General features: G+C 51.9%; 12 protein-coding genes. All 12 read right to left on the bottom strand.

The genetic code is table 11. The features are described from left to right. Positions 1-108: 108 nt before the first annotated feature. The gene (locus DFP94_RS03245; RefSeq protein WP_114494986.1) at positions 109-1,359 is read right to left on the bottom strand and encodes an S-layer homology domain-containing protein; all 1,251 of its coding nucleotides are present in this window, start codon (positions 1,357-1,359) and stop codon (positions 109-111) included. Between the two features lie 232 nt (positions 1,360-1,591). Next, positions 1,592-3,085, bottom strand: coding sequence for a 16S rRNA (cytosine(967)-C(5))-methyltransferase RsmB (gene rsmB, locus DFP94_RS03240; protein WP_114494985.1), 1,494 nt, complete (start codon positions 3,083-3,085; stop codon positions 1,592-1,594). Then, entirely contained in the window at positions 3,082-4,026 is a 945-nt protein-coding gene (gene fmt, locus DFP94_RS03235) for a methionyl-tRNA formyltransferase (RefSeq protein ID WP_114494984.1), read from the bottom strand. The genes rsmB and fmt overlap by 4 nt, the downstream gene beginning before the upstream one ends. A gap of 7 nt (positions 4,027-4,033) precedes the next feature. Then, positions 4,034-4,516, bottom strand: coding sequence for a peptide deformylase (gene def, locus DFP94_RS03230; protein ID WP_114494983.1), 483 nt, complete (start codon positions 4,514-4,516; stop codon positions 4,034-4,036). 261 nt (positions 4,517-4,777) lie between these two features. Next, positions 4,778-7,330, bottom strand: a complete 2,553-nt coding sequence (gene priA, locus DFP94_RS03225; protein ID WP_114494982.1) for a primosomal protein N' — start codon at positions 7,328-7,330, stop codon at positions 4,778-4,780. Further along, positions 7,327-8,547: a bifunctional phosphopantothenoylcysteine decarboxylase/phosphopantothenate--cysteine ligase CoaBC gene (gene coaBC / locus DFP94_RS03220; RefSeq protein ID WP_114495757.1), complete on the bottom strand. Its 1,221-nt coding sequence runs from the start codon at positions 8,545-8,547 to the stop codon at positions 7,327-7,329. The genes priA and coaBC overlap by 4 nt, the downstream gene beginning before the upstream one ends. A 169-nt stretch (positions 8,548-8,716) precedes the next feature. Next, complete coding sequence (gene rpoZ, locus DFP94_RS03215) at positions 8,717-8,938, bottom strand: DNA-directed RNA polymerase subunit omega (protein WP_114494981.1); 222 nt, start codon at positions 8,936-8,938, stop codon at positions 8,717-8,719. A 24-nt stretch (positions 8,939-8,962) separates the two neighbouring features. Further along, on the bottom strand, positions 8,963-9,562 hold the full coding sequence (gene gmk / locus DFP94_RS03210; RefSeq protein ID WP_114494980.1) for a guanylate kinase: 600 nt from the start codon (positions 9,560-9,562) through the stop codon (positions 8,963-8,965). 13 nt (positions 9,563-9,575) lie between these two features. Further along, on the bottom strand, positions 9,576-9,836 hold the full coding sequence (gene remA / locus DFP94_RS03205; RefSeq protein ID WP_044479181.1) for an extracellular matrix/biofilm regulator RemA: 261 nt from the start codon (positions 9,834-9,836) through the stop codon (positions 9,576-9,578). 51 nt (positions 9,837-9,887) lie between these two features. Then, positions 9,888-10,778 (bottom strand): YicC/YloC family endoribonuclease, encoded by an 891-nt coding sequence (locus DFP94_RS03200; protein WP_114495756.1) that lies wholly within the window; start codon positions 10,776-10,778, stop codon positions 9,888-9,890. Between the two features lie 35 nt (positions 10,779-10,813). After that, the gene (locus tag DFP94_RS03195) at positions 10,814-12,688 is read right to left on the bottom strand and encodes a bifunctional homocysteine S-methyltransferase/methylenetetrahydrofolate reductase (protein ID WP_114494979.1); all 1,875 of its coding nucleotides are present in this window, start codon (positions 12,686-12,688) and stop codon (positions 10,814-10,816) included. A 938-nt stretch (positions 12,689-13,626) separates the two neighbouring features. Beyond that, on the bottom strand, positions 13,627-14,463 hold the full coding sequence (gene dapF, locus DFP94_RS03190) for a diaminopimelate epimerase (protein ID WP_114494978.1): 837 nt from the start codon (positions 14,461-14,463) through the stop codon (positions 13,627-13,629). Between the last annotated feature and the right edge of the window lie 28 nt (positions 14,464-14,491).

Here is a 14,491-nt window from a genome sequence, read left to right as displayed (position 1 = left end):
TGTCTTTTATTGGAAGGCTTTGTTCTACGCCATTAGATTGAGCCATAGTAGGAGGTGTGATAAACAACCATAACAATAAAAAAGAAAGATAGCTTACCCAATTACTTCTCAATCCTCATCACCTTGTGTATTTTTTATAAATGGACCATTAATTTTTAATAAAGTATTGGACTTATAACCATATTTACTTCGGACAGGGGTATAAATTCGAATTTCAATAGGATGAATACCTTGTGTCCAACCTTTCTTTGGAAGAATATACCCGTTAATATCAGCAAACTTTCTATGAAAAAGGTTTCCAATTCCATTCAATTCTCCCTGAAAAAATGCATCTCTATCTGGTGATTCTATTCCATGTATTCCATGAGCTGGTCCATTTGGATCAGAATAATATAAATTGGAATCGCTGTTGTAAACCTCCTTACCTATAAATAACAAAAAGTAACTTGCAGGAAGCTTGTTAACTGGAATATATTTCGTAGGTATTCCATTGTACTGGCTTCCAAAGTAATCCCACTTCACCTCCTCCAGCGGAGGCAGCAACTTCAGATTTGGATCATTCGGATCTTCTAAATCGATTGCAATTAAAGCCTCTAACTCTCCCTTGTATTTTCCATTCCCCGGATCAACGACCATCAAGTCTTCGCGCCAAAGTTCTTCCACCGGCTTACCGTTCAACTGCTTTTCATTGGTTACAAAGACTTCCGGCATGACGCTAAAAATATTTGTACCATGCCAAGCAAGTTCTGCAGTAGAGACCGCATATTTATCAACAGGCAGCACAGCTCCCTCGCGTGATTTTAAAACACGCTCAATAATCGTTACTGCCTGAGCCCGGGTAGTTGTTACTTTCTCTCCTAGTTGGCCTTGTCCAAGACCGGTAATCAATCCCTTTTTAGTAGCTAAATAAAACCACTTATCATCGTCATCCGTGTTCTCGCCTACAGCCCGCGCTGCAATGCGAGCCATCTCCTTTCGTGTAATTTTCGCTCGCCATGACTCTTCTGAATTTTCAAAATCGCTCGTGCTATATAACTTTTGCTCCTCGGCAGTCTGGACATAACTTGCATACCACTCATCATTATCGCTAGTTATCATGTCTTCCGTGAGCCCTAATGAGGAAACAACCAATTTAACGAATTCTGCCCGGCTAATTTCCAAATCAGGCTTAAATAATTCTCCAGGGTATCCAGAAACGTATCCTTTATCAACAGCTGCCATAATCGTACTTTTCGCCCAGTGTCCTGCAATATCATTAAAATCAGTAGGTTGTATTTCAGCGCTGGATTTTAAAGAAAGGCATTGAAGATTTGCCAGTACAAGCGCTACGCACAATGAAACTGTCACTTTTTTATTCATTACACTTCTCTCCCGTCTACATCAGAAATTTGATATCCTACTCATTCGTGAATCTCATCACTTTCACCTCCTTTCGAATTACTAATTTGATAAAAAAAGGAAAATAACGCAATAAAAAACACACCTTTATCTATCGTTAAACGATAATAAAGGTGTGCTTCACCTATTCCAGTATATACCAGCTCGTTAAATTCGTAAATGGTTATATCTCAAACCGTCTTTTGAATAACTTTTAGGCTTGCTTCAGCTTCACCAGCCGTGCGATATAAAAACCGTCCGAATGGGCATCCTGCGGCAAAATTTGCAGCCCGACCGATTCCCGGTCCTTCGCCACGGGAAGATTCCCCCAGCTACCCGGCTCTTCTTCGGCCAGTTGGAATTCCGGATGGCGGTCTAAAAACCAGCGAACCATCTCGCTGTTCTCCGCCTTCTCAATCGTGCAAGTGCTGTAAACAAGCATCCCACCCGGCTTGAGCAATCCGCTTACGGTATCCAGCAATTTACGCTGTATGCCGGAGATTTCCGCGATATCTTCCGGTGTCTTGACCCATTTCAAATCCGGTTTACGGCGGATAACGCCAAGTCCTGAGCAAGGTGCGTCAAGCAGCACCCTATCAAAAGACTCCGGAGCAAACACCTCCGTGAGCTTTGTCGCATCCCCGGAGAGTGTGCGAACATTGCCCAGGCCCAGCCGGTTAGCATGATCCTCGATCAGCTTCGCTTTGTGGGGATGGATGTCATTGGCGACAACCTCTCCGCCGCCGTCCATCAACTCTGCGACATGGCAGGTTTTCCCACCGGGAGCCGCGCAGCAATCGAGCACGGACATCCCGGGTTGCGGATCCACCGCTTCACCGACCAACATGGAGCTCTCATCCTGAACGGAAATCAAACCTTCCCGGTACCACGAAGTCAGTGCCATATTTCCGCCGCTTAATACAAGAATGCCGTCCTGAGACATTGGCGAAGGAACCGCCTCAAGATCCTGCCCTTTCATCGCCTGCAACATTTCATCCCGGCTGTTACGAGACCGGTTGACCCTAACGCTGACGGAAGGTGGTTCATTGTTCGCCCTGCAAATCGCCTCAGCGGTTTCTTCTCCATACTGTTCCACCCAGCGGGCAACGAGCCATTCCGGATGGGAATGTACCAGCGAAATCCGTTTCACTGCCGGCATATTTTCCGGTAACGTCAATTCATCTTTGCGTCGCAGCACATTTCTTAGTACGCCGTTTACCATCCCCGAAATCCCTTGATGTCCCCGGCGTTTCGCAATATTAACCGCTTCATTGACTGCCGCGTGAGGCGGAATCCGGTCCAAATAGTACAGCTGATAAAAACTAAGCCGCAACAAGTTTCGGACCCAAGGCTGAAGCTTGGCCAGCCCTTTAGCCACGAACGGCTCCAAAAAGTAATCGATCGTATTCAGGCGGGAAATCGTCCCATACACTATCTCCGTTGCAAGTCCGGCATCCGCACCGGATAAGCCCGACTTTTGGAGCGAACCATTCAGAAGCAGGTTGCTATAAGCTCCTTCTTGCTCTACCGCCGTCAGCACCTGCAGCGCCGTATCCCGAGCCGTGGGTTTGTTGGCCTGCTTTGACTTTCCACTCCCGGAGCCTGTGCCCCTGCCAGCGCTAGAACCGGAACCCGCCCCTGATCCGGAATACCCTCCAGTTCCGCGCCCTTTCCCTTGAAACCGTTCCTGGTTTTTTTCTCCGCTCATAACAGGACCGTTCCTTTTTTCATCACGCCGCCGCGGATAAATTCAGAGGCGTCCATGGCCTTTTTGCCCGCAGGCTGAACGCGGGTCAGCAACACCGTGCCATCGCCCGTTTTGACCTCGATTCCGGCGGGAGACAGCTCCAGCACCGTGCCGGGAGCTTGTCCGGACGATGCTCCCTTCTCCCTTTGCGAAGGATTCGCAACGGACCAGACCTTAAACACCTCTCCGTCCCAAGTCGTAAAACCGCCCGAAAAAGGAACGAGACCCCGTACCCGGTTGTAAATATCCCTGGACGATGCATTCCAATCGATCCGCTCGTCATCACGGGACAGATTGGGGGCGTAAGAGGACTCGGCATCATTTTGCGGAATCCGATCAGCCGTTCCGTCCAAAATGAGCGGGAGCTGCTCGATTAAAAGCTCGGCACCGACCACGCTCAATTTTTCAAAAATAGAACCCGCCGTGTCCTCGTCCTCAATCGGAATGATCGATTTGGCGATCATATCGCCTGTATCCAGGCCTTCCGCCATATACATCAGCGTAATGCCGGTTTCTCTTTCCCCGTTGATAATCGAACGTTGAATCGGCGCCCCGCCGCGGTATTTCGGCAGCAAGGAACCGTGCACGTTCAGACATCCGTATTTCGGCAGATCAAGCACCGTTTTCGGTAAAATTTGGCCATAGGCTGCCGTCACGATAAGATCAGGCTTCAGAGCGGCCAACTCTTCCACCGCCTCCGGAGAGCGCAAGCGCTGCGGCTGCAGCACCGGCAGACCGTGTTTTAAAGCAGCCTCCTTCACCGGCGTTGGGGTGAGTACTTTTTTTCGGCCTTGCGGACGGTCCGGCTGAGTCACGACTCCCACGACATGATATCCTTCCTTCAGCAAAGCCTCCAGGGAAGGAACTGCAAATGCTGGAGTTCCCATAAAAACTATATTCACGGAGAGATCACTCCTTCTCTTCTTCCTCAGGGGGAATTTCATAAACGTGTTCAGCAATGTCGGTATACAGCACGCCGTTCAAATGGTCGATTTCATGCTGAAAAGCTCTGGCAAGCAAATCGGATCCGGTATATGTAACCTCGTTTCCATTGCGATCCAATCCTTTGACAGTCACCGTTTGCGCACGGCGCACATCTCCGCGGTATCCTGGAATACTAAGGCAGCCCTCTGGCCCGAATTGCTCGCCATCTTTGGAGACGATTTCCGGATTGATTAGCTCAATCAGCCCGTTATCGTCACCGACATCAACGACGATTACCCGTTTGAGAATCCCGATTTGCGGGGCAGCCAGGCCGACGCCCTCTGCCTCGTACATCGTTTCGGCCATATCGGTCAAAAGTTTCTGCACGTTCGGCGTAATTTTTTTGACTTCCTTCGCCACCTGGTGGAGCACTTCATCGGGTTCCAATACTATAATTCTCAATGCCACAATACCACCATCTTTCTAGAAGTTATTCATATATATTATTTAGAAAAACGCCATAGGGGTTCCTTATCTAGCTCGATTTTATTTTATTCCTGTAAAAACAGCTTCCCCATTAACCCGCCACAACACTTGTATATGGAAATATCCACTCAAGGCCCTTCCTTAGAGCGATTTGTCGTGCCTCCCGTTGGATATTTCCAATGAGCTACGCGCTATGCAAGGCACAAAGCGCAACCCTCATCGCTTAACGGGCCCCGAAAGAGCCTACATCAGCATTTGAGGATCTACGTCGATGCTGATTTGCAGCGATGCGTCGCGCAGGTTATCGAGCGTCGCGGCCGCCGTTTCCCGGACCAGTTGGACGGCGTCGAGCGGGCCGCGGTACTTCACCATGCACTGGAACCGGTAGCGGTTCTTGATGCGCGGAATCGGCGAAGCGACAGGCCCAAGGATATCGAGCGCCTCCTCCGCAAAGCGGTCGAGGTTGCCGTACCATCCCAGCCGCTGGGCTTTGGCCCGCAGATCGCCGGCAAAATTCTCCGCCATCCGCAGCAACAGCGGCAGTTGTTCATGCGACAACGTCACCAGAATCAATCTGCTGTACGGCGGATAATGCAGCGTCTTCCGGTGGTTCAGTTCCTCCCGGACAAACGAGCCGTAATCATGCCCGCTGGCATGAATAATGGAGTAGTGTTCCGGCATATAGGTCTGGATGAACACTTCCCCGGGAAGCTGATGGCGTCCGGCTCGGCCGGCCACCTGGGTGAGGAGTTGGAACGTTTTTTCCGCAGAACGGAAATCCGGGAAGTTCAGAGCCGTATCCGCCGCAATAACGCCGACCAGCGTTACATCGGGAAAATCCAGTCCCTTGGCGACCATTTGCGTGCCGAGAAGCACATCGCCTTTCTTTTCCCGGAACGCCTGCAATAACTTCTCATGCGAACCTTTCTCGGTCGTCGTGTCCACATCCATCCGGATGACCCGGATTCCGGGGAACAGCTTCGCCAATTCTCCCTCAACCCGCTGCGTACCGGTTCCGAAATAGCGGATATGCTCACTGCCGCACTCCGGACAGACCGAAGGGGCAGGGACCGCATAGCCGCAGTAATGACAGCGCAGGTTGTTTGATTTTTGATGATAGGTCAGCGAAATATCGCATTCCGGGCAACCTGCCACATACCCGCAAGTCCGGCACATCACAAAGGTCGAGTATCCCCGGCGATTGAGAAATAGCACGGTCTGTTCGCCCTTCTCCAGCCGGGAAGAGATCCCTTCATGCAGCGCCCGGCTGAACATCGAGCGGTTACCGTCCCGCAACTCCTCCCGCATATCGACGATATGCACGCCGGGCAACCGGCTCCCGGAAGGACGCTGCTTCATCTCCAGCAGCAGCGGGGCAAAGTCGTCATCCGCCCGGGAGCGGGCGGCATGGTAACTTTCCAGCGACGGGGTCGCCGAGCCCAAAATGACGGCAGCTTCATGCTGCCGAGCCCGCATAACGGCTACATCCCGTGCATGGTATTTCGGCGTTTCCTCCTGTTTATACGAGGTTTCATGTTCTTCGTCCATGACAATAAGACCTAAATCCGCAAATGGAGCAAACACCGCAGACCTGGCGCCTATGGCGACTTGAACCCGCCCTTCGCGGATTTTACGCCATTCATCGTAGCGTTCCCCGGTAGACAGCCGGCTGTGCATGACCGCCACCTTGCCGCCGAAACGTCCTTTAAACCGCTCCACCATCTGCGGCGTCAGCGAAATTTCCGGCACCAGCACGATCGCCTGCCGTCCCAACGAGATGCAGCGCTCGATCGTCTGCAGATAGACCTCCGTTTTACCGCTCCCGGTCACGCCGTGCAGCAAGAACACACCATAGCTGCGGTCATCCAACACCTCGGTTACCTTGCCGAATACAACCTCCTGCTCCGGGGTCCGTTCCAACGGCTCGGAACTCTTGAACCGGCGGCCTTGGTAAGGATCGCGGAAGACCTCGACATCCTCGATCACCGCAAACCCTTTTTCGGTCAGCTTGCTCACCGTTCCCGCGGTAACCCGCAGCGTCGACAGCACTTCCTGAAGGGTTAACGGAGCACCGACCTCAAGCAGAAATTGCAATACTTCTTTCTGACGCCGGGCTTGGCCGCTAAAAGATTTCAGCGCTTCCTCCGCTTCTTCTCCGCTCACCACCGCAACGACCGTTTTTACCGTTTTTTTGCGTACCTTATCTTTGATCATTTGGCTTTCCGTGAGAATGCCGCGCTGGATAAGGCCTTTAATCTCACCGGCCCGGTCCGGGTAGCGCCCGCTCAAGTGATCCATCGTCACCTGACCCGATGCCTTGACGTAGGCGACGATCTCCTCTTCTTCCCCGGTTAGCATTGTCGGAATGGCAAACAGGTCTTTCGCACGGCTTCCCTCAGCCTCGGGTTCAACCTCATCCTCGCCCTCAAATCCGGACACGGATATATATCTTTCCGCCTTCCCTTTCAGTGCGGCGGGAATCATTGCCTGTAACGCCGAGATCATGCTGCAGGCATACTTTCGGCTCATCCATTCCGCCAGTTTAACGAGATCCCGCGGCAGCGGCGGCATCAGATCCAGCAACTCCTGAACCGGCTTCATCCTTCTCGGATCCATCCCGCTTTCCTGATGCAAGGACAGCACAAACCCCTGAACCGTCCGCCGGCCAAAAGGCACGCCGACCCGGCTCCCGATCTCGATCCATCCCTGCATTTCGTCCGGGATCAAATAATCAAAAGGCCGGTCGGTCTCTCTGCTGGGCACATCGACTATGACCTTGGCCACCCGGTATGTCATTCCTGAGCTCCTGGCAACCGGGCCGCCGCCAGTTCCATAATCCGCATTCCGAGTTCTTCCTTGGACAAGAGCGGAAGAGACTCAATCAGACCGGTTGTGTCGTAAATATTCACCAGGTTCGTATCGGTGCCAAACCCGGCGCCTTCCCGAGTCACGTCATTGGCGATAAGCAAATCGCAATTTTTCCGTTGGAGCTTGTCCATGGCGTACTTCTCCAGGTCATTCGTTTCGGCCGCAAAGCCGATCAGCAACTGCTTCGTTTTTTGTTTGCCCAAAGACTCCAAAATATCGATGTTTTTCACCAGTTCCAAAGTCAAAGTTTCCCCGGACTTTTTAATTTTACGGTCGGACACTTCCTTTGCCCGATAATCAGCCACAGCAGCGGCCTTAACCAAGATGTCGGTAACGCTCCATTCGGCCAATACCGCATCATACATCTCCTGGGCGGATTCCAGATGGACTACCCGGATTCCCGCCGGCAAAGGCAAATGCGTGTTTGCCGCAAGCAAAGTGACGTCCGCTCCGAGCTCATGGGCCGCTTTCGCCAGGGCGAAGCCCATCTTACCCGAAGAATCGTTGGAGATGTATCGGACCGGATCGATACGCTCCACGGTTCCTCCTGCCGTCACAACGACTTTTTTCCCTGATAGCGGCAGTTGACTCCGCTCATAAAGACGCTTGAAAAAAGAGTTTACTACAGCCACGATGCTCTCGGGCTCTTCCATCCGCCCTTTGCCGGTATAACCGCAGGCCAGCAGTCCTTCGCCAGGCTCGACCAACATGACGCCGCGAGCCGCCAGCTCCGCCAAATTCCGGCTTACCGCCGGATGAACATACATATGAACGTTCATGGCAGGCGCAAGCATAATCGGCGCTTGTGTAGCCAGCAACGTTGTGGAGAGCATGTCATCGGCGATGCCCGCCGCCATTTTTCCAATGATATTGGCCGTCGCCGGGGCGATCAGCACCAGGTCGGCCCAGTCGGCCAGATTAATGTGCGCAATGGCCGCCGGATTCTTTTCATCAAAAGTATCGGTATACACCGGATTTTTAGACAAGGACTGCAGCGTCAATTCCGTAATAAACTTCGTGGCCGACTCCGTCATAATTACGCGGACCTCCGCCCCTTGCTGAACAAGCTTGCTGCACAATGAAGCCGCCTTGAACGCGGCAATTCCTCCGGTAACGCCAAGCAAAATTTTTTTTCCGTTTAACAACGCATTCCCCTCGCTTTCTCCCAAAGAACTCGAAAAGAGTTTTTTAAAAGTCATCTACCTATCACGAAGCAAATCATGAAATTAAGTCCGGCAGAAAAAAATAACAACCTCGCGGTTGTCATAAAGAGGTTGTTATTTATATCTTTCGACCCACGAGGTCACTTGGAAACTATTTGTTTTCATCCGGTTCTACCTGACTACCTTGCTTAAGCTTCACATAGTCACCGTATATTTCCTCAAGCGCCACCCCAACCTGCTTATGGGATCTTGGCTGCTTCAATTCGCTTTTCTCGCCTTCTCTCAGTTGTCTTGCTCTGCGGGAAGCCGCTACAACCAGAGAATACTTGCTGCCGACTTTGCCCAACATTTTATCGATAGATGGATACAGCATAAAAATACACCTCTTCTATTAGACTCATTTACCAATTTGTAATTCTTTGGCTTTGCTTCTGACCTTACAATGTTCGGCAACGACAATCGATTCTATTCTTTTGCAAGCCAGATCAATTTCGTCATTCACGACCGCGTAGTCGTAATTTTCAAGCAGCCCGATTTCATAAGCCGCTACGGACATCCGATGGTCGATCGTTGCCTGATTTTCCGTGCCCCGGCCTTGAATCCGGCCCTTCAATTCATCGAGTGACGGCGGCAGCAAGAATACAAAAATACCTTCCGGAAATTTTTCTTTCACCTTAAGCGCGCCTTGAACCTCAATTTCAAGAATGATGTCTTTACCGTTCTCGATCGTCTGTTCCACGAAATCCCTCGGCGTACCGTAGTAGTTCCCTACGTATTCCGCATGTTCCAGCAACTGATCGTGTTCGATCATGTCCAGAAATTGTTCACGTGTCTTGAAAAAATAATTCACGCCATGCTCTTCGCCGAGCCGCGGCCCCCGGGTAGTCGCCGAAACAGAATAGACGAGCTCGGGCAAACGCCGCCGCAGCTCGTTACATACTGTACCTTTGCCTACTCCCGAAGGTCCTGATAAAACAATGAGTAACCCTTTAGCCATATTTCTCTCCATTTTATTCGTCGTTGTCGTCATCTTTGGCAGAAAGACGGTGGGCAACCGTTTCCGGTTGCACTGCCGACAGGATGACATGATCGCTGTCCGTAATGATCACCGCACGGGTGCGGCGGCCGTATGTAGCGTCGATCAGCATATGCCGGTCCCTTGCCTCCTGAATAATCCGTTTGATGGGAGCGGATTCCGGGCTCACGATAGAAATGATCCGATTGGCCGATACGATATTCCCAAAGCCGATGTTAATAAGTTTAATAGCCATGTTAAGGTAGTTCCCCCTATTTTACTTGACTCACCTGTGTCAACTGTGACGTTATTCGAGATTCGCTGCCTGCTCGCGAATTTTCTCCAGTTCCGCTTTCATTTCCACGACACGGTTGACCAGAGCCAAATGATTGGCTTTCGATCCAATCGTATTCGTTTCCCGGTTCATTTCCTGTATCAAAAAATCAAGCTTGCGTCCAACCGGCTCGGAAGACTGCAGCAGCGTCCGGCATTGTACGAAATGGCTTCCCAGCCGGGTCAGCTCTTCATCGATGTTGGAACGATCCGCGAAAACGGCTACCTCCATCGCGAACCGGTGCTCGTCGAGTGCTCCTTCCAGCAATTCGGAGAGCCGTCCCCTAAGCCGGTTGCGGTATTCGCCCACCACCTGCGGGGCAAGTTCAACAAGCTCGGCGTGGAGTTCCTCCAATCTGGACAGACGGTGCTCTAGATCAGCGGCGAGATGAACGCCTTCCTTCTTACGCATTTGCAGCAGTCCGGCTACCGCCTCCTCCAGACCGTCCATGAGTACGCTCTCCCAAGCTTCACCCGTGACGGCTTCTCCATCTAATGAATGATCCTGCGGGATTAAAACATCGGGAAGAGACAGCAGATCTCTTGCAGTAAGGGAAGGCTCCAGACCGTACTTCGCTTTCAGGTCTTCGGCCGCCCGCAAGTAGGATTCCACTACGCCGGAATTCAGAACAAAGGGCAGGGTAGCTTCGTCATCCTGCTCTTTGCTGATATATACATCAACCCGTCCCCGTTTCAAGTCACGCTGAACCAATCGCCGCAATCCGTCCTCATAACATGTCCATTCCCGCGGCAGGCGCAGGACGACCTCGGAATAGCGGTGATTGACGGATTTTATTTCAAACTGAATGATATACCCGCCGAAAATTCTGGCGGAACTACCGTATCCTGTCATACTGTGAGACAAAGGCATCACATCCGTTACCCTATTGTAATTGATAATTATGAACGAGACAAGTAGGCCGATTTCTGTTTTGACTTCTCGTGAACATAATTCGTCAAAGCGACATTCATTTCATAAAACATAAACGGCGTCATCAAATAAATTCCGTTAAAATGCTCCATCGCCGTATCGAGCAGTTCTTTGGCGATTTCCACGCCCATGGCGCGTCCCTCAGGTCCCTGCAGCCCCTCCATCCGTTTCCGGACTTCCTCCGAAAGCTGGATGCCGGGCACTTCATTATGAAGATATTCCGCATTTTTTCCGCTGGCCAGCGGCATGATGCCAATAAAGATCGGAATATCCAAATGGGCTGTCGCCTGTTTGATCGCGACAATGAGCTCGGGATCATACACCGGTTGGGTCATAATGTAATCCGCACCGGAGGCGATCTTTTTCTCCAACCGCTCCACCGCTTTGTGCAGATGCTTTACATTCGGATTAAAAGCGGCGCCGACAACGAATTTCGCTTTTTGCTTTAGCGGTTTGCCGGAAAAAGCCACGCCCTCGTTCAATTGTTTGATCATGCGAATGATTTCGAAGGAAGTCGTGTCATATACGGAGCTGGCTCCCGGCAAATCCCCGAAGCGGGCCGGATCCCCCGTAACCGCGAGCACATGGTCGATGCCGAGGGCATCGAAGCCCATCATATGCGACTGGGTTCCGATCAAATTGCGGTCGCGGCAGGCGATATGGATCAACGGACGCAGCCCCAGCTTGAGCTGAACCAGATGGCCGAGCGCCATATTGCTCATACGCGTAACCGCAAGGGAATTGTCGGCCAGCGTCAGCGCATCCACGCCAACTTCCTTAAGCGCCGCCGCACCTTCCATAAATTTGCCGATATCCAGGTCCCGCGGCGGGTCCAACTCCACGATCACGGTATGCCGCTCTTTCACGAGCTCCGTAATACCGCGAAGTTGACCGTGATCCGAAGAACCTCCGGGATTGCCGAGGATAACCGATTCCCGCGGTTTCGGCAGAGGCGCGCCCTGCTGAAGCGGCTTCGCTTGATACCCCTGCAAAGCTTGTGCGGTAGCCGCGATATGCTCCGGCGTCGTTCCGCAGCAGCCCCCGATCAGGCGGGCACCGAGATCAGCGAAAGAACGGGCGCATTCTCCGAAATAGTCCGGAGTGGCTCCGTACACATATTCTCCATCCACATAATCCGCCAAGCCCGCATTGGGGAAAACGGAAAGCGGAACGTTCAGCGGTCCGTCCAGCCCGGACATCACACTCATGATCCCTTTCGGTCCCGAATGACAGTTGAAGCCGAGAACGTCGGCCCCTTCGTCCCGCAAAAGGCTGAACGCATCGGAAATCGTATACCCGTCCAACGTGCGTCCGACCTGGTCGACCGCGAATTGGCAGATGGCCGGGATCTCCGTCAACTGACGGGCACGGCGAAGCGCAAGCCGCATTTCCCCCAAATCGTAGAACGTTTCGAACAAAAGCGCATCCACACCCTCTGACAACAGGGCGGCAATTTGCTGCTCATAATACTTGCTCAGTTCCTGATCCGTCACATTCACTCTTCGTCCGCCTCGGATCGAACCGACCGCTCCGGCCACGTACGCCTCGCTCCCGGCCGCTTGTCTCGCAATGCGGACAGCGGCCCGGTTGATTCCCTCCACCTGCGATTCCAGTCCGAATTTGGACAGCTTATAATAATTGGCGGAGAAGCTGTTCGTCTCCAACAGCTCCGCACCAGCATTTATATAATGGCTATGAACGTCGCCAATTACCTCGGGCTGCAGCAAATTCAGCTCTTCATATGAAATGCCGACGGGAAATCCGAACTTGTACAGATACGTCCCCATCGCTCCGTCGCCGACCAGAACCCCATTTTCCCATCTTTTGCGCAAATCAGGTCTCATTTCAGTACCTCCTGAGGCTTTTAATGAATATAAAAGAGCCCTCCAAGCTCGTTTCCTTCACAATTTCATTCTAATGTACCATAAATCCACCTGAATGATAAGAATTGATCGCAAAATCGGTTGAGTTCACTTTCTATTGCGGTTTTGCTTTGGGGTGGGGCGTGTAATGGTTGTTTATACTGGTGCTTTTACTATAGTGCGGGATATGGCTCCTGTAATACTTGTAGTGGTGAACGTGGCGGTGTTCATGTGTAATGCTCATGTGCGGTGTTCATGTGTAGTGCTCATGTGTAGTGCTCATGTGTGGTGCTCATGTGTAATGCTCATGTGTGGTGCTCATGTGTGGTACTCATGTGTGGTGCTCATGTGTGGTGCTACTCGACTCGGGGTGCAACTCTTGTTTTTGCCAATACTGGGACTCTGGGTAATACTCGTGTCGTAGCTCGCACTGCATGCTTCTGCTGTCGCTTTAGCTAGCGTTGTCACTTGTCTAGCGGTAGGGTAACTTGTGCTCTTGCCGGAACTGCTGCTGATACTGCCACTTACGATTGTGGGTGTGATCGCACCTTCTTCTTTTTATGCCGTTACTAGTCTGCTACTTGCTAGTCCTTCTGCTTATGCTAGTGCTTATACTGTTGTTCATTTTTGGCTTCAGTCATATCTCCAACGTCCGCTTACTCCACCGTTTTATCCTTCCTCGAGTTTTAACGGACATGAGGGACGCTAAATACCCCAAATCGGCCATTTATCCGAGCTAACGGACACAGCGGACCTTAAATCTTGAGAACAGGCTGTTATTCGAGTGTTCCGGCATGTTTAACGGCCCCCATGTCCGTTAGGTTTGAAAAACAGCCATTGGGGTCAGATTAACGGCTCTCATGTCCGCTAAAATTCATCAGCAAAACAAACGGGCAACCCTCGGCTGCCCGTTTCCTCATTTAAATATCAATGTTGCCTTTAAATACGGCTTCCGCCGGACCAGTCATATACACGTGATTGTCCCGCTCATCCCATTCGATAAAAAGATCCCCGCCCTTCAGCCCGATCCAGGCCGCGCGGTCCGTAAGTCCGTTCAGCACGGACGAAACCAGGGTCGCGCAGGCTCCTGTGCCACACGCAAGCGTCGGCCCCGCTCCGCGTTCCCATACGCGCATCTCCACCCGGTCGCGCCGGGTAACCGTAGCGAATTCCACGTTGATTTTCCGCGGGAAGAAGGGATGCACCTCCAGCTTCGGCCCCCAAGTGCCGAGATCGAAATTCGGGGCGTCCTCCACGTAGATGACGCAGTGCGGATTTCCCATCGATACCGCTGTGAACTGAAATTCCCGCCCGTCAGTCTCAATCGGCTGCGCCAGCACCGGGTTTCCTTCCAGCGTGGTCGGAACCGACAAACCGTCCAAGACCGGTTCACCCATATCGACCCGGACCGTTTGCACGATTCCTTGCTCAATCTGCAAGGTTACCTGCTGTACGCCAGCTCCGAGCGTTTCGATCGTGATCCGCTCTTGATCCGTAAGGCCGTTGTCGTAGACGTATTTGGACACGCAACGGATGGCATTTCCGCACTGCTCTGCTTCCGTTCCGTCCGAATTAATGATCCGCATCTTAAAGTCAGCTTTCTCCGACGGCAGAATGAAAACCAGCCCGTCCCCGCCGACCCCAAAATACCGGTTGCACCATTGAATCGCCAGCTCGGAAACGCATTCCGGCAGTTCCTGTTCCCCGTAAAAGACCAGGAAATCATTTCCGAGTCCATGCATTTTCGTAAATTCCATCGTACCATCCACCCCTTTGAGTCTTTGC

The organism is Fontibacillus phaseoli, from assembly GCF_003337355.1.
GTDB lineage: Bacteria > Bacillota > Bacilli > Paenibacillales > Paenibacillaceae > Fontibacillus > Fontibacillus phaseoli.
This window is presented reverse-complemented; position numbering and strand designations above follow the sequence as displayed.